This is a genomic window from Burkholderia sp. THE68 (genome assembly GCF_009938265.1).
Classification (GTDB): Bacteria; Pseudomonadota; Gammaproteobacteria; order Burkholderiales; family Burkholderiaceae; genus Caballeronia.
Genome location: NZ_AP022316.1, coordinates 787349 through 809027, shown reverse-complemented (window position 1 = coordinate 809027; position 21679 = coordinate 787349). Strand labels below are relative to the sequence as shown.

Annotated in this window: 21 protein-coding genes; 10 read left to right on the top strand and 11 right to left on the bottom strand. The window is 63.5% G+C overall.

What is annotated here, in order from left to right; translation table 11 throughout:
• Positions 1 to 66 precede the first annotated feature (66 nt).
• The 5 genes from BTHE68_RS17300 (at position 67) to BTHE68_RS17280 (ending at position 5807) form a co-directional block, all read left to right on the top strand.
• Positions 67 to 819 carry a peptidylprolyl isomerase gene (locus BTHE68_RS17300; RefSeq protein ID WP_162067532.1) on the top strand — a complete coding sequence of 251 codons (753 nt, stop codon included), beginning with the start codon at positions 67 to 69 and terminating at the stop codon, positions 817 to 819.
• A gap of 23 nt (positions 820 to 842) precedes the next feature.
• A complete protein-coding gene (locus BTHE68_RS17295; protein ID WP_162067531.1) occupies positions 843 to 3902 on the top strand; it encodes a peptidase domain-containing ABC transporter in 3060 nt (1019 codons plus the stop codon).
• Entirely contained in the window at positions 3899 to 5212 is a 1314-nt protein-coding gene (locus BTHE68_RS17290) for a sigma-54 interaction domain-containing protein (RefSeq protein WP_162067530.1), read from the top strand. The genes BTHE68_RS17295 and BTHE68_RS17290 overlap by 4 nt, the downstream gene beginning before the upstream one ends.
• A gap of 81 nt (positions 5213 to 5293) precedes the next feature.
• A complete protein-coding gene (locus BTHE68_RS17285; protein ID WP_162067529.1) occupies positions 5294 to 5572 on the top strand; it encodes a BrnT family toxin in 279 nt (92 codons plus the stop codon).
• A gap of 19 nt (positions 5573 to 5591) precedes the next feature.
• A complete protein-coding gene (locus BTHE68_RS17280; protein ID WP_232078016.1) occupies positions 5592 to 5807 on the top strand; it encodes a BrnA antitoxin family protein in 216 nt (71 codons plus the stop codon).
• A 5-nt stretch (positions 5808 to 5812) separates the two neighbouring features.
• Here the strand turns inward: BTHE68_RS17280 and BTHE68_RS17275 are convergent, their stop codons facing one another.
• Positions 5813 to 6583, bottom strand: a complete 771-nt coding sequence (locus BTHE68_RS17275) for a PP2C family protein-serine/threonine phosphatase (protein WP_162067527.1) — start codon at positions 6581 to 6583, stop codon at positions 5813 to 5815.
• A 105-nt stretch (positions 6584 to 6688) separates the two neighbouring features.
• Complete coding sequence (locus tag BTHE68_RS17270; RefSeq protein WP_162067526.1) at positions 6689 to 7015, bottom strand: hypothetical protein; 327 nt, start codon at positions 7013 to 7015, stop codon at positions 6689 to 6691.
• A 476-nt stretch (positions 7016 to 7491) separates the two neighbouring features.
• Here BTHE68_RS17270 and BTHE68_RS17265 point away from each other — a divergent pair, with 476 nt between their 5' ends.
• The 3 genes from BTHE68_RS17265 to BTHE68_RS17255 all read left to right on the top strand — a co-directional run bounded on the left by BTHE68_RS17265 (position 7492) and on the right by BTHE68_RS17255 (position 9563).
• Positions 7492 to 7995, top strand: a complete 504-nt coding sequence (locus tag BTHE68_RS17265) for a lecithin retinol acyltransferase family protein (protein WP_162067525.1) — start codon at positions 7492 to 7494, stop codon at positions 7993 to 7995.
• 37 nt (positions 7996 to 8032) lie between these two features.
• Positions 8033 to 8281, top strand: a complete 249-nt coding sequence (locus BTHE68_RS17260; protein WP_162067524.1) for a hypothetical protein — start codon at positions 8033 to 8035, stop codon at positions 8279 to 8281.
• A 187-nt stretch (positions 8282 to 8468) separates the two neighbouring features.
• Entirely contained in the window at positions 8469 to 9563 is a 1095-nt protein-coding gene (locus BTHE68_RS17255) for a 4-hydroxyphenylpyruvate dioxygenase family protein (RefSeq protein ID WP_162067523.1), read from the top strand.
• Between the two features lie 22 nt (positions 9564 to 9585).
• Here BTHE68_RS17255 and BTHE68_RS17250 read toward each other — a convergent pair whose 3' ends face one another.
• From BTHE68_RS17250 to BTHE68_RS17215, 8 genes are all read right to left on the bottom strand, one after another.
• On the bottom strand, positions 9586 to 11058 hold the full coding sequence (locus BTHE68_RS17250) for an MdtP family multidrug efflux transporter outer membrane subunit (RefSeq protein WP_162067522.1): 1473 nt from the start codon (positions 11056 to 11058) through the stop codon (positions 9586 to 9588).
• 1 nt (position 11059) lies between these two features.
• Positions 11060 to 13117, bottom strand: coding sequence for an FUSC family protein (locus tag BTHE68_RS17245; protein WP_162067521.1), 2058 nt, complete (start codon positions 13115 to 13117; stop codon positions 11060 to 11062).
• A 7-nt stretch (positions 13118 to 13124) separates the two neighbouring features.
• Positions 13125 to 14180, bottom strand: a complete 1056-nt coding sequence (mdtN, locus tag BTHE68_RS17240; protein WP_162067520.1) for a multidrug transporter subunit MdtN — start codon at positions 14178 to 14180, stop codon at positions 13125 to 13127.
• Positions 14181 to 14210: 30 nt separating this feature from the next.
• Positions 14211 to 14462 carry a YtcA family lipoprotein gene (locus tag BTHE68_RS17235; protein WP_232078015.1) on the bottom strand — a complete coding sequence of 84 codons (252 nt, stop codon included), beginning with the start codon at positions 14460 to 14462 and terminating at the stop codon, positions 14211 to 14213.
• A 114-nt stretch (positions 14463 to 14576) separates the two neighbouring features.
• Positions 14577 to 16238 carry an arylsulfatase gene (locus BTHE68_RS17230; RefSeq protein WP_174258061.1) on the bottom strand — a complete coding sequence of 554 codons (1662 nt, stop codon included), beginning with the start codon at positions 16236 to 16238 and terminating at the stop codon, positions 14577 to 14579.
• A 162-nt stretch (positions 16239 to 16400) separates the two neighbouring features.
• On the bottom strand, positions 16401 to 17618 hold the full coding sequence (locus BTHE68_RS17225) for an anaerobic sulfatase maturase (protein WP_232078014.1): 1218 nt from the start codon (positions 17616 to 17618) through the stop codon (positions 16401 to 16403).
• Between the two features lie 379 nt (positions 17619 to 17997).
• Positions 17998 to 18408 (bottom strand): cupredoxin domain-containing protein, encoded by a 411-nt coding sequence (locus BTHE68_RS17220; protein WP_162067516.1) that lies wholly within the window; start codon positions 18406 to 18408, stop codon positions 17998 to 18000.
• Positions 18405 to 19394, bottom strand: a complete 990-nt coding sequence (locus BTHE68_RS17215) for a metallophosphoesterase family protein (protein ID WP_162067515.1) — start codon at positions 19392 to 19394, stop codon at positions 18405 to 18407. Before BTHE68_RS17215 ends, BTHE68_RS17220 begins: the two co-directional genes overlap by 4 nt.
• A 304-nt stretch (positions 19395 to 19698) precedes the next feature.
• Here BTHE68_RS17215 and BTHE68_RS17210 point away from each other — a divergent pair, with 304 nt between their 5' ends.
• Together BTHE68_RS17210 and BTHE68_RS17205 are read left to right on the top strand one after the other, a co-directional pair.
• Positions 19699 to 20370: an RNA polymerase sigma factor gene (locus BTHE68_RS17210; protein WP_162067514.1), complete on the top strand. Its 672-nt coding sequence runs from the start codon at positions 19699 to 19701 to the stop codon at positions 20368 to 20370.
• The gene (locus BTHE68_RS17205; protein ID WP_162067513.1) at positions 20360 to 21100 is read left to right on the top strand and encodes an anti-sigma factor family protein; all 741 of its coding nucleotides are present in this window, start codon (positions 20360 to 20362) and stop codon (positions 21098 to 21100) included. Before BTHE68_RS17210 ends, BTHE68_RS17205 begins: the two co-directional genes overlap by 11 nt.
• Before the next feature lie 30 nt (positions 21101 to 21130).
• On the opposite strand, the gene BTHE68_RS17200 is transcribed toward BTHE68_RS17205, so the two are convergent.
• Positions 21131 to 21661, bottom strand: a complete 531-nt coding sequence (locus BTHE68_RS17200) for a hypothetical protein (RefSeq protein ID WP_162067512.1) — start codon at positions 21659 to 21661, stop codon at positions 21131 to 21133.
• Positions 21662 to 21679 lie beyond the last annotated feature (18 nt).

Genomic DNA, 21679 nt, shown 5'->3' with positions numbered 1-21679 from the left:
GGGTTACACGAACGCCGCAACGCGGACAAGATGCGCAATTCAACAGAGAACCGAACGGAGAACGATATGACGGCGATTGTGCGTATCGACGACGAAGTGGTCGACGTCGGCGAATTCATCAGGTTGTTGAAGTTGAACGGTCAGTTCGACGGTCTCATCGAGCAACTCGTGCGCGACAAGCTGACCGTGCGCGCGGCGAAGAAGTCCGGCATCGTCCTGAGTGACGATGACATCCAGAATCGCGCCGATCAGTTCCGCCGCATTCGCGGGCTGCATCGCGCGGCGGACATGAACAACTATCTCGATGCGCTGCACGTGAGTCTCGACGAGTTCGAGGTGTTCATCACCGATACGCTCTATCACGAGAAGATGCTCGACAAGGTCGGCACGCCGCGCGAGGTCGAAGAGTACTTCCAGCTCAATTCGCCGAAGTTCGACAGCATCGAGGTGAGCCATATCCTGCTGGATACCGAAGGCAGCGCGAAGGAGATGATCTCGTATCTCAACGACGATCCCGACAGCTTCGCCGAGATGGCGCGCGAGCATTCGCTTGCCGATACGCGCGACGAAGGCGGCGTGATCGGCCGCGTGATGCGCGGTCAGATGAAGCCGGAGGTCGAGGCAAAAGTGTTCAACGCGGAAGTGGGCGATCTGCTCGGGCCGTTCGTCTCGGCCGACGGCGCGTCGTACGAAATCTTCGCGGTGACGGCCAAGTATCCCGCCAAGCTCGACGAAGACGTGTCCGCGGAAATCCGCCGCCTGCTGCGCGAGGAATGGATGATGACGCGCGCGCAGGAACATGTCATCGAAGCCCGCTGACCCGACCGGAAACGCGATAGAACATGGACGCTCCATCGAGCCTTGATTCGCCGGCCGAGTTTCTCTCGTCGGTCGAGATTCTCTCGCCCTTCACGCGCGAGGAGATCGAGCATCTGGCGGCGCACGCGGTGTCGCGCCGCTTCGGCTTCGGCGAGACCGTCTGCAATGCGGGCGATGCGGCCGACGGGCTCTATATCGTGAAGGCGGGGTCCGTACGCATCTTCACCGAGGAGCATGGCAAGGAAATCAGCATGGGGGTGAAGAAGGAGCGCGAGACCTTCGCGGATATCGCCATGCTGCGCGAGTACCGCCATGAGTCGTCGGTGCGTTCCTCCGGCAAGACCGAACTGCTGCATATTCCGCGCGTCGCGATCGAACCCGTCATCGCGAAGAACCCCGCCGCGCTTGCGTTCATCACGAGCTATGTCGCGATCAACTCGGCGGGCGGCTTCGTCGCAAAGCTGTTCGATCTGCGCGGCAAGCTCGACAAGGCGGAACTCGAGGAATGCGTGCGCAGCGTCGGCGTGAAGCGCGTGGCCGAAGGCAAGGAGATTCTCAAGCAGGATTCGCGCGACGACCGGCGTCTTTATGTCGTGCGTCAGGGCGAAGTGCGTATCGTGCGCGAAGAGAGCGGCGTGCAGCATGTGATCGCGACGCTCGGCCCCGGCGAGATCTTCGGCGAGAAAGCCTGCGTGATGCGTCAGGAGCAGATGGCGTCCGCGATCGCGAGCGCCGATACGCGCCTGCTCGTGATTCCCGAGAAGACGGTGCATTTTATCATCGAGCGCAACGTGAAGCTGCGCGAGGTGCTGGAAGAGCGCATCCGATTCAGCGAGCGCGAATTGCAGAGGCAAAAGAAGCTCGCCGAGCGCCGCAAGCTGCCCGCGATGCTCGATCTGCACACCAGGCCCGAGATGGGCGAACGCGTCATCAAGCGTTTTGCGTGGGTCGAGCAGGCCGAGGAGATGGATTGCGGCGCCGCGTGTCTCGCGATGATCTGCCGCCACTACGGCATCAACATGACGCTCGGCAAGCTGCGCGAGCTCGCCAACGTGACGACCTCCGGCGCGACGCTCGATTCGCTTTCGCGCGCGGGGGAATCGCTCGGCTTCACGACGCGCGGCGTGCAGTGCACGTTCGAATCGCTGCGCGGCTTCGAGATGCCGTTCATCGCGCATTGGGAGGGATACCACTACATCATCATCTATGGCGTGTCGAGCGACAACGTGTGGGTCGCGGATCCGGCCATCGGCTTTCGGAAGATGACGGTCGGCGAGTTCGAGCGCGGCTGGAGCGGTACATGCCTGCTGTTCACGCCGGGACAGGATCTCGCGCAGAAGGCCGTGTCGCGCTCGCCGTGGCTGCGCTTCGTCGGCTATCTGAAGCCGTACAAGAAGATCCTGCTGCATCTCTTTCTCGCGACCTTCGTCATTCAGGTGCTGGGCGTGATACCGCCGCTCATCATCCAGAACATTCTCGACGGCGTGATCGTGCATCAGAACGTCAACCTCCTGCACGTGCTGATCTTCGGGCTCGTGATCGCGAGCGCGTTCACGCAACTGATGACGACAATACGCGCCTACCTCGCGAACTTCATGGTCCGCAACATGGACTTCGCGATGATGTCGCAATTCTTCAGGCACACGTTCTCGCTGCCGTTCGGCTTCTTCGCGAAGCGCAAGACCGGCGACGTGTTCGCGCGCTTTCAGGAGAATCACACGATCCGCGCCTTCCTCACGGAATCGACGGTGTCGACCGTGCTGAACCTGCTGATGATCTTCATCTACTTCACGATCATGTTCCTCTACAACGTGAAGCTCACGTTGTTGCTGATCGCGTTCGTGATTCCGATGATGGTGCTTACCATCGTCGCGACACCGCGCATCAAGCAGAACGCGCGCGAGACGTTCTCGGCAGGCACGGACGCGCGTTCCTATCTGATGGAAGCGCTCGGCGGCGTGGAGACGGTCAAGGGCATGGGCATCGAACGGCCGGTGCGCCTGAAGTGGGAGAAGAAGTACGCGAAGTCGCTGGAAGTGCAATACAAGTCGCAGCGCTTCAATATCGCGGTGGGCCTGTGCAGCCAGGTGCTGAATGCGGCGACGACCATCGGCGTGCTGTGGGTGGGCGCGAATCTCGTGCTCGCGCGCGAACTCACCATCGGGCAACTGATCGCGTTCAATGCCTACATGGGCAGCGTGCTTGCGCCGCTGATGGGGCTCATCAACTTGTGGAGCTTGCTGAACGACGCGGGCGTCGCGATGGAGCGGCTCGGCGACGTGCTCGACATCGAGCCGGAACAGAAGCCCGAGGACATGCAGCAGCGCGTCATGCTGCCCGACCTGCAAGGCGATATCAGCTTCAACGGCGTCTACTTCCGATATGGCGAAGGCGATGCGCCTTACGTGCTGGAGAACATCAGCTTCGATATCAGGCCGGGCGAACTGATCGCGATCGTCGGACGCAGCGGCTCGGGCAAGACGACGCTCGCGAAGCTGCTCGTCGGCTTCTACGCGCCGAGCGAAGGCAAGATGACGGTCGATGGCTACGATATCAACGTCGTCGACAAGGGTTTCTTTCGCGCGCAGATCGGCTATGTGATGCAGAGCAATCTGCTGTTCTCGGGCACGATCGCGGAGAACATCGCGAGCGGCGATGAAGCGCCGGACAGAAGGCGCATCGAGGAAGTGGCGAAGATGGCCGACGCGCACGCGTTCATCGCGAAGATGCCGCTAGGTTATGAGCAAGTGGTGGGCGAGCGCGGCGTGGGCCTTTCGGGCGGACAGATTCAGCGGCTATGCATCGCGCGCGCGCTCTATCACGACCCGCGTCTGCTCGTGTTCGATGAAGCGACCTCCGCGCTCGATACGCAATCGGAAAGCAATATTCTCGGGAACATGCAGGAGATATTGAAGGGGCGCACGGCGGTGATCATCGCGCACCGGCTGTCGACGATCATGCGCGCCGACAAGATTCTCGTGCTGTACGAAGGCGGGATCGTCGAGCAGGGCAAGCACGACGAACTCGTCGCGCGAAAGGGCATGTACTACCAACTCGTGCAAAAGCAACTGAGCGCAGCATGAAAATACTCGATCAACCGGAAAGCGATACCAGCGCGCCAGCGACATCGGCGATTTCGTATGCGGGACTCATCGAGAAGATCGAGATTCTGCGCTCGACGCTCAGATGGACCTCGCGCCTCGAACGGCCCGAGATCGAAAAGCTCTTGCGGCAGGCGAGCACCTTGCGCGACGAAGTCATGCAGTTATCGCACAAGGAGCGTTTCGTGCAGGCGGCCGCCGCGGAACCGAAGCGCGATCTGCCGGCAGGCGCGCGGCGGCAGGCGCTGATCGAGCGCAGCTTCGTGTTCGAAGGCACCTTCGGCGATAACCCGAAGCTGCTCGAAGCGCTGGAAATCGCGGAGAAAGCCGCGCCGACGGATCTGCCCGTGTTGATCGACGGCGAAAGCGGCACCGGCAAGGAACTGATGGCGAAGGTCATTCACGCGAACGGCTCGCGCGCGGACAAGCCGTATATTTCCGTGAACTGCGGCGCCATTCCGGATAATCTGCTGGAGTCCGAATTATTTGGGCATCGCAAGGGTGCGTTCACGGGCGCGACCAACGATCGCAAGGGCAAATTCGAAAGCGCGCATACGGGCACGATCTTTCTCGATGAAATCGGTGAGTTGCCTTTGTCGGGGCAGGTGAAGCTGTTGCGCGTGCTCGAAGCGCACGAGATTCAGCGCGTGGGTTCGGATGAGCCGATCGGGGTGGATACGCGCATCGTCGCGGCCACGAATCGCAACTTGCGCAAGTTCTGCGAAGAAGGGCGTTTTCGCGAGGATCTGTTTTATCGGCTGAGCGTGATTCATCTGACGCTGCCGGCGTTGCGCGAACGGCGCGACGAGATTTCGCTGTTGCTCGCCTATTTCGGCGATGAAGCGGCGGCGACGTTGAAGCGCAGGCCGGTGAAGCTGTCGCCGAGGCTGCGCGATTTTCTGCGCAACTATGACTACCCGGGAAATATCCGCGAGTTGAGGAACGTGGTGTACCGGCTCGCCTGTCTGGCGGGCGATATGGCGGACATCGACCATCTGCCCGTGGATATTCGCCCGAAGTCTTCGCTCTCGCTGGCGATGGGCGGTCCGGCGGCGAGCGGCAACGGCATCGCGACGGCCAGTTCGCTTGCGGAAGCCAAACGCGTCGCAAGCGATGAGGCGGAGCGCGCGTTTCTCGAGCGGGGCTTGCAGGAAACCGGCGGGACGGTCGCGGAACTCGCGCGGCGGTATGAGATGAATCGGTCGCATCTGCAGATGCTTTTGAAGAAGCATGGGCTGCATTCGAAGGAGTTTCGGGCGGCGGCGCAGAAGAATCGGGAGGCGGAGGGGTAGCGGCCTGGCCGTCGAAAGCATGTTGACGTTGCGTGCTTGTCGGAGGCAAAATGTACATACAAACGTCAATACGGGTGGTGCGTGCATTTCGAATGGGATGAAAAGAAAAATCAAACCAACATTCGAAAGCACGGAATCGATTTTCGAGATGCAGTCGACGTGTTCAATCACCCGGTGTTGACGTGGCCTGATACGCGGGAAGCGTATGGAGAAGAACGCTGGATAGCGTTGGGCTGGATGAAGGAGCTATTAGGCGTCGTGGTGTATGTCGAGCGATATGCGGATGTGATCCGTATCATCTCGGCGCGAAAAGCGGACAGACACGAGGCGAAAAGATATGAGCAAGAAATCGGGAACTGACTGGGACCGGTTGGCGAAGATGAAGGACGCCGACATCGATTATTCCGACATACCAAAACTCGACGACGCGTTCTTCGAGCAGGCGGAACTGCATGTTCCGCCCAAACAAGCCGTGACGATGCGGTTGGATGCCGACGTGCTCGAATGGTTTCGCCAGCAAGGAAAGGGATATCAGACGCGTATCAATCGGCTTCTGCGCGCCTACATGCAGACCCAGCAAAGGCGTCATCCCTGAACGCCTCAAATCGACGGATTCACCTGCGTCTTATCCGACGCCATCAAATCCTCCGCATGCGCGACAACAACCGAAATATTGTCGCGTCCGCCCCGCGCCAGGGCGATCTCCAACAACTTCTGCGCCGCCGTCTCGCAATTGCCGGGCGCGAGTTCGCTCGCCATCTCCGCTTCGCTCACCTCGTTCGACAACCCGTCGCTGCATAGCAGAAACGTATCGCCATCGTTCAGGGTGAACGTGTTCTCGTCGAGTTCGAGAATGTCGAGCGCGCCGACCGCGCGCGTGATCAGATGCTGCGCCGGATGATGCAGCGCTTCCTCGGCCGTCAGTTGCCCGCGCGCCTTCAGTTCCTCGACATGACTGTGATCGCGCGTGAGCTGCATCAGCCGTCCCTGCCGGAGCAGATAAATACGGCTGTCGCCGGCCCACACGTAACCGCACGCGCCGTCGCGCGCCACGAGCAGCACCACCGTGCTGCCGATACGCGAAACCTGGCGCCGCGCCGCCTCTAGGCGTAGCCGTTCGTTCACATCGAGAAGCCGCGTGCGGGCATCGGCGATGACGCCCGCCAGATCGCCCGCGGGCGACACCTTCGCGAGACTCTCGATGACCATCCGGCTCGCCAGGTCGCCGACCGCATGGCCGCCCATGCCGTCCGCCACGGCCCACAGGCCGCGCTCGGGCGCATCGAGCAGCGCATCTTCGTTGATCTGCCGCACGCAGCCGGTGTCGGTGCGGGCGGCGGAGGTCCATCGAAACTCGGTGCTGAAGGTCATGGCAACCTCCGGAATGCTGGATGGCGCGGCGTCGGGCGACTGTTGCGGACGGTCCCGCCCATTGTGACCCAACCCGCGCGCGAAACGAATCTTGATGTGCACCGATCAGCCCGCGCGGTTTCCCGCCACTGAGTTCGGATTGACCGTGAGCGTCGCGCCGTTGCCGGTGTTGCTGACCGCGACGTTCTGGAACTGGTTGATCATCTGGCCGACCGTGATGTTGGTGACGTTGTTGGTGACCTCATAGATGTTGTTCGTAACGTCTATGAGATTCACGACAGCGCCGCCGCCCGCGCCGCCCGACGGGCGATCGACATACGGCGTGATCCAGCCGTAGACCCATGGCGCGCCGCCTCCGCCGTTGATGGCCGACATCGCCGCGTGATCCAGCTCGCGGTCGTATTGAAGATCGGTGACGGTGAGAGCGCACATGTCGGTTTCTCCGTGAATGCCTGCAGGCAGGACGCACGGACTTAATGCAAGGCTCATGCCGACCGGCATCCCATGCCGGCGCTTTTCGACCATTGGCCGATCGCGCGGGCTTTCGGCAGGATTCATCGCTCCTCGCATCGGCTATCACACAGCCGCATCAGTTGGATGCCAACCGACAGACGATGTTGGCGTAGCAGCAACCACCCAACACATCGGAAGCAGCGCGACCAGATGCCTTTCCACGCGTGCCTCCCCGTCTTTCTGGCGTCTGGAAATCTGGCGCACCCAGCCCAACAAACATCGGCGAAAACTGTTGGCTGATATAAAACACAAAGCCTTCGAGAATCCCTACAAAAATGTCGTTAGTTGTTGAAAATCAACGGCTTATGAAAGCTGGCAAGGAAGATGCAAATGGCTAGGCAACCCGGCGCCAAACAAACACCTGACGCCAAGCTGAAAAAGAATCGGAGCCAGCCATGACCACCAACCAACAATCCGGACTGATCGACCAGCAAGCCGCCGTGGGCGGTTTCTCGCTCGACGACGAACCGGCGCTCGGCACCGAACTCGTTACGCGCCGCTCGGGCTACGAACACCACGGCATCTACGCCGGCAACGGCATGGTCATCCACTACGCCGGCTTCGCGAAGTCGCTGCATCGCGGTCCGGTCGAAGAAGTCACCGTCGAACAGTTCGCCGCTGGCCACGAAGTCACGATCCATCAGAACCCGGCCGCGAAGTTCGTCGGCATGGAAGCGGTGAGCCGCGCGCGCAGCCGCCTCGGCGAAGACAAGTATCACCTGCTGACCAACAACTGCGAACACTTCGTCACGTGGTGCCTCGACGGCCGCGCCCGCAGCCGTCAGGTGCAAGCGTGCTTCGTCCACCCGCGCGCCGCATTGCGCGCGGTGTCGGGCCTGTTTCGCGCCTATGTCGCCGCCGAACGCCGCCGCCGCATGAACGCGGCGCTCGCAGCCTGAACCGCACGTCTTGCCGATCGATTCCGAGGAGACCATCATGCAAACCGCCGAAAACTCGCTGCACTGGGCCGTCGACAAATGGCTCGCCCCGACACCCGCGCATCCGGCACGCGTCGTGCGTCTGTGCCGCTCGCACATGACCGGCGCGCGCTATGTCTGCATCGAGGCGCAGCATCCGGGCGGCCCGCTCGCGATCATCTTCTTCCGCCACGACGACGGCACCTGGAACGTGTTTCCGCCGCAGGCCAAGCGCCCGTCGATGAGCGCGCAACGCCTCGCCGCCTGAGCGCATGCCGAATGTGTACGATGGACCGGGGCGCGTCGGGCTGCCCCGGCTTTGACACGGCAATCCCGCTGCCGCTACTCTAGGCGCATCTTATCCGGCTGTTGATGGTGGCCGGGTCGCACGGATGCGGCAGGTCGTGGTAGTTTTGCGTCCGTGAACCAGATCGTACATTTTCGAGGTATTGCCGATGACCCAGCCCGACTCCTCTTCCTCCGCCCGCGCGACGCCCGATTCGACCCTCGGCGACAATCCGCTCGGCATCGCGGGGCTGGAGTTCGTCGAGTTTTCCAGTCCCGATCCTGAAGGGCTCGCCGCGCTGTTCGAGACGCTCGGCTTCGTGCCCGCGGCGCAGCACGTGAGCAAGGCGGTGACGCTGTTTCGCCAGGGCAGCATGAATTTTCTGCTGAACGCCGAGCCGGACTCGTTCGCATCGCGGTTCGCCCAGTCGCATGGCGTCGGTATCGCCGCGATCGGCATTCGCGTGCTCGATGCGCAGATCGCCCATGAGCGCGCGCTCGAATACGGCGCGTGGGATTTCGAGGGCGAGAAGATCGGCCCGAACGAGCTTGCGATTCCGGCGATTCAGGGCATCGGCGATTCGCATATCTATTTCGTCGATCACTGGCCGGGCAAGGACAGCGGCGAGACCTCCATCTACGACATCGATTTTCGGCCGATCGCAGGCGCCGCTGTGCAGCCGGCAGGCACAGGGCTGCTCGAAGTGGATCACTTCACGCAGACGGTCGGCGCGGGCCGCATCCAGGAATGGCTCGATTTCTACCGAGAAGTGCTGCACTTTTCGGAGATTCATCAGGTGCATCCGGACTGGCATGTGTCGCAGGATTCGGCGGTCACGCTGTCGCCGTGCGGCTCGATCCGCATTCCGGTGTACGAGGAAGGCACCTATCGCACGGACCTGATGCAGCAGTATCTGCCCGATCACGAAGGCGAGGGCGTGCAGCATATCGCGCTCGCTTCCAGCGATATCTTCGCTTCCGTCGACGCCCTGATGGCGCGCGGCGTGCGCTTCCTGCAACCGCCGTCGCGCTATTTCGACGAGATCGACGAGCGGCTGCCCGGCCACGGTCTCGATATCGAACGGCTGCGCTCGCGCGGCATTCTCGTCGATGGCGAGATTCTTCCCGATGGCACGCCGCAGCTTTTCCTGCAAACCTTCGTCGAACGCAAGCCCGGCGACATGTTCTTCGAGATCGTCGAGCGGCGCGGGCATCACGGCTTCGGCGAAGGCAATCTCGCCGCGATCGCGAAGGCGCGGGGCTGACCCGGCTCGCCGCCGGGTGGACTCATTGCGCGGCGGACGCGACGGCTTCGTTTGCCGGGGCGACATACCCGCCGCCGAGTGCCCGCGTGAGCGCTATGTCCTGCGCGAGTCTTTGCCCATCCAGCAAGAGCAGCGCCATCTGTTCGGCCAGCACCGGCACGCGTGCTTCCGAGGCGAGCGTGCGGCTTGCCAGCCCGCGTTGATAGTGCGCGTCAGCCGATTCCTGCGCGAAACGGACGGCCTCGACTCTTTCGGCCTGCAACGCGCGTTCGTCGTCGAGCGCCTGCAAGCGGCTGGCGCTCACGGCGACATCGCGCACCGCGTCGAGCACCGCCTGGTTGTATTGCTCGATCAGCATGTCGCTCGCCGCACGGGTGCTGCGCAGATGGGCGTTCAGTTGCGCGGTCTCGAAGATCGGCAGATACAGGCCCGGAACCAGATTGATCTGTTGGCTCGAACTGCGGAACAGCTTGTTCAGGTGAATGGCGTCGAGTCCGATCAGCGCCTTGATGTCGAAGCTCGGGTAGAACGCGGCCTTGGCGGCATCGACCTGGCTGAACGACGATTGCACGAGCCAGCGCATGGCCTGAAGGTCCGCGCGGCGAGCGAGCAATTCATAGGAGAGTGAGTCCGGCAGGCCGGCCGCGAGCGGCGGCAAGGGCGCCGGGCGAATCTCGGGCATGTCGTTGGCGCCTGCGCCGATCAGCGCGCGGAGGGACTCGCGCAGCACCGTAACCTGTCCCTGCGCGGCGGCGATCTGCCTTTCGACGGCCAGCGCCTGGCCGCGCGCGCCGAGTAGCGGCGTCTTCGCTTCCAGCCCGCGATCGGCCTTGCCGCGATGCGCTTTTACAACGAACTCGAGCGCGGACCTGGTCTGCTGAAGCAGCGCGAGCATCTGCCAGGTCTCCTGCATGCCGAAATACAACTGCGTGACGCCCGCGGCGATCTCGAGTTCGGCCGCTGCGGCTTCGGCCGCGCGCGCGTTCTGTACGCCGAGCGCGGCATCGACGGCCGAGCGGCGCTTGCCCCAAAGATCGATGCTCCAGTCGGCGGCCACGCCGAGCGCGCCTTCGGTGTACCACGGGCCGTCCACGCCGAGACGCGGCAAGTTCAGCGCATAGGGCCCGAGAAAGCCGTTGCTCGATGTGCGCTGCTGATTGATCAACGCAAACGCGGCGATCTGGAGACCGGAGCCGTCGAGCAGTTCCGCTTGCGATTTCGCCTGAGCGACGCGCGCGCGCGTCATCGCAATGGTCGGCGAACGTGTGCGCGCAAGGTCGATCAGCGCGTCCAGTTGCGCGTCGCCATAACGCTTCCACCATTGCGCGTCCGGCCAACCGGCGCGCGCGAGGTGAATGTCGGCGGCGAGGCTGACTTGCTCCGGGGCGATCTGCGCGCGCGGCGGCGTGTCGTCCAGCATCGGCGCGCAGCCGGACAGTAGCGCGATGCAGCAAAGAAGGGCGCGGCGTTTGAAATGCGAAAGTGCGTTGGGCATGTCAGGAAGTCTGTTCGGGTTGCGCGCCGGCCATGTCGCGGGACGGCGGCACGGGCCAGTCGGGCAGATCGTCGATCAGCCGGGCGATGCGCCGCTGCGCTGGCGTGTCGACGGCGGCTGTCGCGCACGGCGCAGGCGTGCCGTCGGCGTAGCGCTCGAGCGCGGTTGCGGTGCGTGCGCGCCAGTCACGCCAAGGGGATGAATCGAGTGCGCCGGCGGCGCCGTCGTCGAGCGTGGTCGCCTGGGTTCGCAGCGCGTCCCATTGTGCGACGATGCGGCGGCATCCCGCAAGCGTCGCTTCGGTGTGCGCGAGCAAGGCAGTGCGTGCCGGGGATTGCCGATCGACCTCCAGCGCCACGCGTTCACGCATCTCTTCGCAGTCATCGAACGCTTCCCAGCACGTCAGGCATTGCTGGAGATACGCCAGATGCGCCGAGCCGCCCGCGGTTTCGTCCTTGCGAAAGACGCCGCCGACGCTCCGCAATGCCTCGCGCAACTTCTGCCGCAATGTACCGGTCTCGCTTTCGGGCCAGACCAGCGTGTAGACTATCGATGAAACGACGATGCCGATCAGAATGCCGATCGCGCGATCGCGCACCTCGGTCAGATCACTCACAGGACCGAAGTGGTCTTCGAGCATCGCGAGCGCGAACGTGAATACGAACTGCGTGCCGATATAGGACGAACGCTCGGAGCCGGTAGCGACCCACGCTCCGGCGAAGAAAATCGGCGCGAGCGTCAGCAGAAGGCCGGTGATGCCATCGAGATGAGGCATGACGAAGATCGCCACGAATACGGCGAGCAACGCGCCGATCAGTGCGCCGCCGACGCGCAGCGCCATCTTCTGGAACGACGCGCCCATGCCCGGGCACGCGACGATCACGCAGGTCAGCATGCTCGTGTGGATGCCGTCCCACGCGGCGCCGTGATAGAACACGTAGCAGATCAATGACGCCAGCAGCACCTTGAGCGCGAATCGCAGATACGCGGGATTGGATGCCAGGTCCGGCACGAACAGGCTGTCCTTCTTGTCAGCATGGGGAGGCGCGGAAAGTTCGAAGCGCCCGAGATCGCGTAACGTGCTGCAAACGCCTTCCAGCCGATGCTCGACGGCGACGGTACGTTCGCTATCGGTTATGTCCCAATTGCTGCGATACGGCTCGGCACGTGCCAACGATTCATCCAGCCTGTCGACCTCGCCCTGCAGCCTGCGCATCAGCGCAGCCGCGGCGTTGGAGAGCGGCGCGCTCTCGGCGCACAGCCGGTTTAGGTTCATGCGCAGATGCGCGACCGCAGCGATGCACGCCTGCCAGTAGTGCCGCGCGGCGCGGTAACGCGCATCGTCGGGCACCGCGAAGGCGTGCAGGCGCAGCATGGTGAGCGCATCGATTTCGATGCGGCGTTCCGGCGCTGTCGCCGGCTCGCCGGTGCGCCTGGCCGGATCGCTCAGTTGGGCCATGCGCGCGGATACGTCCTGCAACTGGCGACGCATTTCCTGCTGAAGCAGCGCGACGGGCCGCGAAGGAAACAGCAGGCAGCAGACGATAACCATCAGCAGCACGGGATACATACCTGCGGCGACTGACCACATGAGGGCGCGGACAGCGATCTCGGGAAAGTCGAGCGAGTCGGGAATCGTCTGTCCGTAGATCGCCACCAGCGCGACCGCGAAGAACATCAGTCCCAGCTTGTTGACCCGCATCAGGTACATGCCGGCGAGCAGGATCAGGCTCGCCGCAAGGATGCGCAGCAACGGGTAGCCATACGCGTACTTGAGCACGAGAAACAGACAGCCGACGTCGAGGATCGTCGCGACCACGAACACGATGGCGACGACCTTCGTGAAGAACGCGTTGGGCTGCACGCCGTAGAACAGCACGATCAGCGAGACCGCGAGCAGCGGCACATGAAGCGTGATCGACACGAATGTGACGATGAGGCACAGCGCGCCGAGCTGGAGTGTGTGGGCGAGCCGCCCGGGCCGCGCTTCGGTCAGTTCCGCGTGAAGGAAGCGCACCAGCGCACGAACGCGCGCCGGAAGGTGATTGACCATGTTCATGACGCGCTCACTTGTCGGGACGCGCGTCGCCGGGTTGCGGCTTGAGTTGCGCGAGCGCCGATGCGCCGATCCGGAACAGCGCGGCATCCGGCGCCTCGACGCGGATCTTGACCGGGAAGCGCTGCGCGACGCGCACCCAGTTTATGCTGCGCTGCACTCGCGGCAGGCCGCCCAGCACAAGGCCGCCGTCGTCGGGCAGCACGCCGAAGCCGATCGAATCGACCGTGCCCTTGAAGCGCTTGCGAGAATCGCTCATCAGATAGACCGTCGCGGGGGTGCCGGCGCGGATGTTCTTCAGCTCCGTTTCACGGAAATTGGCGATGACATACCACTGGCGCGTGTCGATCAGTGTGAACACGGGCCGCAGCGCCGATGCGAACTGCCCGACCGCGGTCTTCAGCGATACGACGCGCCCGTCGAACGGCGCGCGCACCGTCGCCATGCCGAGACGCAGTTGCATCAGCGCGATGTCGGAGAGCACGACATCGCGCTGCGCGACGAGCGCATCGACACCGGTCACGGAGGAGCTCGCCTGCTGCGCCTGGAGCCGCGCCGCGACCAGATCGGCCTGCGCGACGCGCTGCGCGCTGCGGACGCGGTCGACGTCCTCCGCCGACACATAGCCGGGCGCGTAAAGCGGCTCGGTGCGGTGCAGCGTTTCGGTTGTTTGCGCGGCGGTGACGCGAGCGCGCTCGACTTGCGCGTGGACAGAGTCCGCGCCGAACTTCTGCGCGTTCACGACACGCTGGGTGAGCGCGATCTGCTTGTCGAGCGCCACGAGCGCGCTTCTGGCGCGCGCCAGTTCTTCCTCGAACGGACGCGGGTCGATGCGAAAGAGCAGATCGCCTTTCCTGACCGCTTGGTTGTCCTTCACCGCGATCTCGACGATGCGCCCGCTAACCTCCGGCACCACGTCGATGGTATCGGCCGATGCATAGGCGTCGTCGGTGCTCGGCGCATGATCGACACGCCAGACGACATAGATGAGCAGGGTCAGCGCGGCGACGATCAAAAGCAGTGCCGGCCACTTTATGCTTTTCGCGGGTTGTTGGCTAACAGCCATGGGAACGCTCGGTTGGTGAAAAACGGATAGTTAAAAGAACAGCAGCCAGGCGAGCAGCGAGAAAAACAGCATCAACGCGGGCAGCACGAAAAAGGGCGGGCCGAGGGTCTGTTCATGTCCGGAGCGGATGGCGAGGACGCGCGCGATCAGCGTCAGCACGAGTCCGGCGACGACGCAGAACAGCCAGTCGGGGAAGAACGCGCCCAGCACGGAGATGGATGGCGGCATCCTGCACGCGGATAGCGTCAGGCTGGGCAACGGCAGGAGAAGCAGTCTGTTCACGGGTAGGCTCATTATCGATTTCCGGACGGCGGAGGGCGTCGCGATCAGCGACCGCGCGAGGCGCTGGCGCATCCGGCCGTCGCGGAATCACGGCCGGATGCATGCGCGGCGACCTCAGTCGGTCGTTTTGCCGAAGCTCTTCGCGCGTGCCGTATTGCGCGCGATCTCGGCTTCGACGCCCGACTGAATCCCGTCGATGGTGAAGCTCGCGGGCTTCTGGCTCGGCGGATAGTCGACGAACGTGCCGAGGAACTTCGCCGTCTGCGCGATGGCCCCGTATGTCACGTAGACATTCTTGGTGGTCCAGTCGTAGTACTGGTCGGACACCACGTCCGCACGCTCGTAGGGATCCATGCGCAGATTGAAGATCTTCGGGATGCGCAGGCAGGTGAGCGGGTTGTTCCACACCGCGAAGCCCCCCGGCGCGCGCTGTTCGCAGAACACGAACTTCCAGTCGCCGTGACGCATGTCCACGAGCACGCCGTCGTCGTCGAAATAGAAGAACTCGTTGCGCTCGCCATTGGGCTGCTTGCCTTCCAGATACGCAAGCTGGTTGTAGCCGTCGAGATGGTTCCTGAACGACTGGCCGCCGACGTTCCAGCCCCTCAGCAGGCGATCCTTGACGGTGGTGTCGCCCGCAGCCGCGAGCAGGGTCGGGAACCAGTCCATGCCCGAGAAAATCTCGCCGGAGATCGCGCCCGGCTTGATGTGACCCGGCCACCGCACCAGCGCCGGCACGCGGAAGGCGCCCTCGTAATTCGAATCCTTCTCGTTGCGGAACGGCGTGGTCGCGGCATCCGGCCACGAGAACTGGTTCGGCCCATTGTCCGTCGTATAGACGACGATGGTGTTATCCGCGATACCGAGTTCGTCGAGCGTCTTGAGCAGCTTGCCGACGTCCTGGTCGTGTTCCCACATGCCGTCGGCATAGTCGTTGCCGGTCAGTCCGCTCTTGCCTTTGAACTCGGGGCGCATGTGCGTGAAGACGTGCATGCGCGTGGTGTTCATCCACACGAAGAACGGCTTGTCCGACTTCGCCTGCTCACGCATGAAATCGATGGCGCGTCCGGTCGTCTCGTCGTCGATGGTTTCCATGCGCTTGGTCGTGAGCGGGCCGGTGTCGCGGCAGGACTGCCTTCCCACCTTGCCGAAGCGCGCGTCGACGGTCGTGTCGTCGTTGGCCGTCGCCTTGCAGTCGAGCACGCCGCGCGGCGTGAAGAACCGGGCGTAGGCTTGGCCCGCAGGTGTGTCCGCCTTGGGCCAGTACGGGCGTTCCGGTTCCTCTTCCGCGTTCAGGTGATAGAGATTGCCGTAGAACACGTCGAAGCCGTGGACCGTGGGCAGATACTCGTTGCGGTCGCCGAGGTGGTTCTTGCCGAACTGCCCGGTGGCGTAACCGAGCGGCTTGAGCGCCGTGGCAATCGTGATATTCGACGCCTGCAGCCCTTGCGGCGCGCCCGGGATGCCCACCTTGCTCAGGCCCGTGCGCAGCGGCGACTGGCCGGTGATGAAGGACGAGCGGCCCGCCGTCGAGCTGTTCTCCGCGTAGTAGTCGGTGAACATCATGCCTTCCTGGGCAATGCGGTCGATGTTGGGCGTCTCGTAGCCCACCACACCCTTGCCATAGGCGCTGATGTTGGTCTGGCCGATGTCGTCGCCGAAGATCACGAGGATGTTCGGACGTTTGGCCGATTCGGCCGCCTGCACCGGCGGCGTCAGCGCGAGCCAACCCGAGATGGCCAGGGACAGCGCTGCCGCCACCTTGCGCTTGAGCATATGCCCTGCAGGTCTGATTCTTTTTTCCAAGTTGTTTGCCCTCTGAAACGGCTTGTCCTGTATAGACACGAACGGTGAAACTCCCGATGACGAGAGAAGGAGCGAGCCGCGCGTGTCTCGCGCGTGTCTCGAATGCGTGGGATGGCACCGCATCCTGGCGCCCTATGGCAGGGTCGCGCGGGTGGAGGACGGGTTGCGCTGCGGCTGGATGCTGCGCGCGATCTGCCGGATTCGCGGGCCGGCGTGCGCGTGGAAGCGCCGGATGCCGGGGCACAGATAGTTCAGGCCCGCTTCACCGTCCGGCGTCCTGACGATGCGATTCTTCGGGCATTCGCCCCAGCACAGGTCGAGATGGCTGCACGCGCGGCAGTACGCGGGCAGCGACGCCTTTTTTTCGAAGCCGAAGGTTTTCTGACGCTCGGAGAAGGCGATCTCGTTGAGCGGATGCGTGAAGATGTCGCTCAGCTCGTACTCGGGATAGACGTAGTGATCGCAGGAATACACACGGCCGTCGTGTTCGAGCGCGAGCCCCTTGCCACAGAACGGCGCCGTGATGCAGAGCTGCGACGGCAGCCCCATGGTCTGCGCCACGGCCGTTTCGAAGAGATTGACCAGCACGCGGCCGAGGTCTTCGCGATACCACTCGTCGAACGTGCGGCTGAGGAAATAGCCCCAGTCGTAGGGGTCCACCGACCAGTCGGTGACGACCGAGCCTTCCACGCCCGGCTTCGCGCGAGCCGTGCCGACGACCGGAATCGATGCCTCGTCCCAGAATTGCGGGGCAACCTGTCTGAACGAGTTGGGCTCCACGCAAGGGTTGAACTGCAGATAGGTTGAGCCGATCTCGCGCGTGAGAAACCGGTAGACATCGACCGGACGGCGCGCGTTGACGCGGTTCACCACGGTCAGCGTATTGAAACTGACGCTGTGACGATGCAAGCATTCGACGCCGCGCATCACATTGTCGAAGGTCGGCTTGCCGGCGCGTGACACGCGGTAGATGTCGTGTAATTCGCGCGGCCCGTCGATGGAGAGGCCGACGAGCCAGCCGTGCTCTTCGAGAAAGGCGCACCAGTCATCGTCGAGCGCGGTGCCGTTTGTTTGCAGGTTGTTCTCGATGCGCTGGGCCGCGGGCTCGTACTTCTGCTGAAGCGCGACGACCTTGCGGAAGAAGTCGAGTCCCATGAGCGTCGGCTCGCCGCCTTGCCAGGAGAACACGATGGATTCGCCGTCTTGCGCCTCGATGTACTGCCGGATGAACGTTTCGAGCGTCAGGTCGTTCATGAACTGCCCGCGGCGCTGTTCGAGCAGCTGTTCCTTGTGCAAATAGAAGCAATACGTGCAGTCCAGATTGCAGGCCGAACCCGTCGGCTTCGCCATGACGTGAAAGCGGCGTTTGAAACGGGCGCCCTCCGGCGACGCCGCAAGATCACCCCGGCTGGTCGGCAGAGGCGTCAATGGAATGACGGTGCTAAGTTTCATCAGTTATACGAACTACGAAAGTCGATGCGATGCGTGTTCGGACGATCAGGCGACGCGCGTCTGTGACCCACACATGCAACTGCGGCACAAACGGAAAAGACAATGCTCAATCGTAGTCATCTGCGCAGCGAGAAAATGAATTGAGCGAATTCTATAGACAGGATTTGAAATTGACGATGACCGCGGGCAGCTTTCAATAAATTTTACGTATTGCCTGCATTGCAGTGGTCGATGCGCGGACCGAGGCGACTCCCGGTTCCGCGCCTTGCCTTGCGATCTACTGCACGACGACCGTCCCCGTCATGTGCGGATGCAGCGAGCAGAAATACTTGTACGTGCCCGGCTTGTCGAACACATGCGAGAAGCTCTCGCCGCTGTCGAGCGGATCGGACTTGAAGGTCTTTCCCTCATCGGCAACGGTGTGCAGCATGTCGTCGTGATTCACCCATGTGACCTTCGTGCCGGCCGGCACGGTGATCGTCGGCTGGCTGAACGCGAAGTTGTCGATGGAAACGGTCGGCGCGTTCGCCAGCGCGACCTGCTGCACGGGCTCCTGCGCGCACGCTGTCGGAATCGCGCTCACGACGCCTTTGACGATCAGCGCGAAGGCGGCCTTGCGCAGAAACTTGCCGGCGAGCGGGCGGAGATTGGCGGGCGAGACATAGCTCGCGATCATGGCGGCGTTCATGATTGCGCGGCGGCGAGCGCCGTGTCGGTGATGGCCAGTTGAGAGCGCCCCGCGATATGCGTGACTTCGCGCAGTCCGAGCATCGTGCGCAATTGCTCCGCCGGCACCTTCATCGGCCCGGGGCCGGATGGCGCGCCCGGCGCGGGCTGCGGAAACGCGGTGGACATCGCCGAATAAAAACGCATCTCTCCCTCCACTTTTTGCGCCACCTGATGGACGTGGCCGTTCAATACCGTCACCGAACCGAAGCGCTTGAGCAGTGCGAGCGCCTGCGCGCTGTCGTCGGTGCCCCAGCCCCACTGCGGATACAGCGCCCACAACGGGATGTGCGCGAACACGACGATCGGCGTGCTGCTCGATTTGGCCTGCAGGTCGGCCTTGAGCCACGCGAGCTGCGCATCGCCGAGAAAGCCGAGGCCGCCGCCTTTCAGATCGATCACGTTGGTCAGGCCGATGAAATGCACGCCGCCCTGATCGAAGCTGTACCAGTGGCGCGTGCTGTCCTTGCCGTATTGCCCGGAGAAGCGCTCGAAGAACGGATTGCCTTCCTCGACCAGCACGTCGTGCTCGCCCGGCACGTAATGCACGTCCATGCCTGCCTTACCGATGATCTGCGTCGCCGTATCGAACTGCGCGGGCTTCGACAGATGCGTGATATCGCCCGTGTGGATCATGAAGGCGGGGCGCTTCTTCATCGTGCTCACGCGGTTGACGGCTTCTTCCAGCGTGCTCGTCGGTTCGGTGTTCGGGTCCTTGTTGAAGCCGATATGGCTGTCGCTGATCTGCACGAAGCTGAACGAGCTGGTGTTTTCTGCGGCCTCGGCGGACGAGATCAGGCGCGAGACCGGCACGCCGCCGCTCACGGTCCAGATCACGCCCGCGCCGGCCCAGGCCATGCAGGACAGGGCGGTGCGGCGGCGTTTGCCGTGTTCGTCGAGTTCGTCGCGGGTCTGCCCGGGCGGCAGGGCGGTCGGGTCGGGTTTCATGGCGGTTCCTTGTGATGATGTCGGCCGCGGTTCTTGTCGTTGGAATCGGTGAAGTCGCGCTCATGGCGGCTCGGTGCATGAGCGCGAGGCCCGCGGCTCCCTCGACAGGCGAGACCGCTGTGGCATCCGTCCATCGAACCGGCGAAGGAGGCGCAATATTCCCGCTATATTTTTTCGAGTCGCCGCCGCGAACGGGAATAAACCGTACGCGTGGGGAGTAACGGAGGGGAGGCGCGCAAAAGCGGCATCGGGCTGCGCCGGAACGATGTATTCCGAACGTGGTTGGCGAGAGGAGACCCGCGCGATGTGGCAGAGCAGGTCGAAAGAAGACAAGTCCGGGCGCCGCGGCAAAGCGGACGCCGAGGCGGCTCACGCGCGTTTCGAGGCGACGGTGATGCCGCATCTGGACGCCGCCTACAACCTTGCGCGCTGGCTGTCGGGCAGCGCGAACGACGCCGACGATGTCGTGCAGGAAGCCTATCTGCGCGCCTTCCGTTTCTTCGGCGGATTCGAGGGTGGCGAGGAAGCGAACGCGCGCGCATGGCTGCTCGCAATCGTGCGCAATACGTGGTTCACGGAATGGCGGCGGCGCGTGCAGCTGGCGGACGCGACGCCCTATGACGAGGAACTGGGCGGCGACGAAGCCTTGCCCGGCTGGTCGGAGGAAGGCGGGGCCGATCCGGAGACGCTCGCGGTGCGCCGCGACGAGGTTCATTTGGTGCATCGCGCGCTGGAGACGCTGCCGCTCGCCTTTCGCGAGGTGCTGGTGCTGCGCGAGCTGGAAGACATGAGTTACAAGGAAGTGGCGTCCGTGACCGGCGTGCCGATCGGCACGGTGATGTCGCGGCTCGCGCGCGGCCGCAAGATGCTGGCGGGGGCGGTGCGCGCGGCGCAAAACGGGCAGGACAAGCCGAGCGTGCGCCTCGTGCGCCGCGCGGGACCGGGTCATTCAGAGGAGTCGGGAAATGGAAAATAACGACACCGCCTCGCTCGACACGAGGCTCACCGATGGTTCGCTGTATCAGCGCGCGCCGGTTCACTTGCGCTCGCAGGTGCTGGCGCGCGTGCGTGCCGAGGCCGAAGCGCAAGCGCGCGAACGGGAACCCGTGCGCCGCGCGAAGCGTGGCTGGAGCAATCCGTTCGCCGCGCCCTGGCCGTTCTTCGGCGGCGCATTCGCGGGCGCGACGCTCTCGGCGCTCGTGCTCGGCACGATGCTGTGGTTTCAGGCCGTGCCGCTCGTGACGGGCGTATCGGGCGGTTCGCCGATCGCGCAGGAAGTCGTGTCGAGCCATGTGCGCGCGTTGATGTCGGACCGTCCCATCGATGTGCTGTCGAGCGACAAGCACACGGTCAAGCCGTGGTTCAACGGCCGCATCGACTATGCGCCGCCGGTGATCGATCCGGCGGGGCCGGGCTTCGCGCTCGTCGGCGGGCGGCTGGACTACATCGATCATCGGCCGGTCGCGGTCGTCGTGTATCGGTATCTGAAGCATCCGATCGACGTGTACGTGTTCCCCGAGCGCAAGGGCGAAGTGAAGAGCGACACGAACGACAAGGAGTTCTCGCCGGTCATCACGCAGTCCGACGATGGCTACGCGCTCGCGCGCTGGAACCACGACGGCATGACGTTCTGGGCCGTCACCGATGCTTCGGGCGCGGTGCTCCGGCAGTTCGCGCATGCGATCGAAACGGGCGCGCCGCGCTAGCGAGGTACGCGGCGCGCGCCCGGCTCGATATCAATAGCGAGGGGGATTGACCACCACGTATTGCACCGTCGTGCCCGAGTATTGCGGCTGGTACCACGTCGAACCGCATTGCTGGTAGGTCACGCCGTTGACGCTGATCGCCGAACAACTCGGAGGCAGACTGCGGACGATGGATCCGACCACAGCCGCGGTCGCGACTGCAGCCGTGGTTACGGCGGCTGCTGTCGCGACCGGGTGATCGTTGTACCAGCCGCCGTTGTCGTAGCAACATCCGTGATTATCGCTGTAGTGATTGACAGCGTTGGTGCGGTTGTTGCTGACGTCTTGCGCCGCATTGGTCCGATTGGTGCTGACTTGCTGGACGGTGTCCTGGCGATTGCCTTGGCGTTCAGTACGATTTGCCTGTCGGGTGTCGACGTTGGCTTGATGGGACCCCTGCCAGTCACCCCGGTTCACTGATGTCTGAGCACCGTCGCGAACCTGAAATGCGCTCGCCGCTGAAGCCAGGCTAATCGCTAATAGCAGCGCGCCGGCCTTCGTCAAAAATTTGTTCACAATCATGGTGTTCTCTGCACTTAA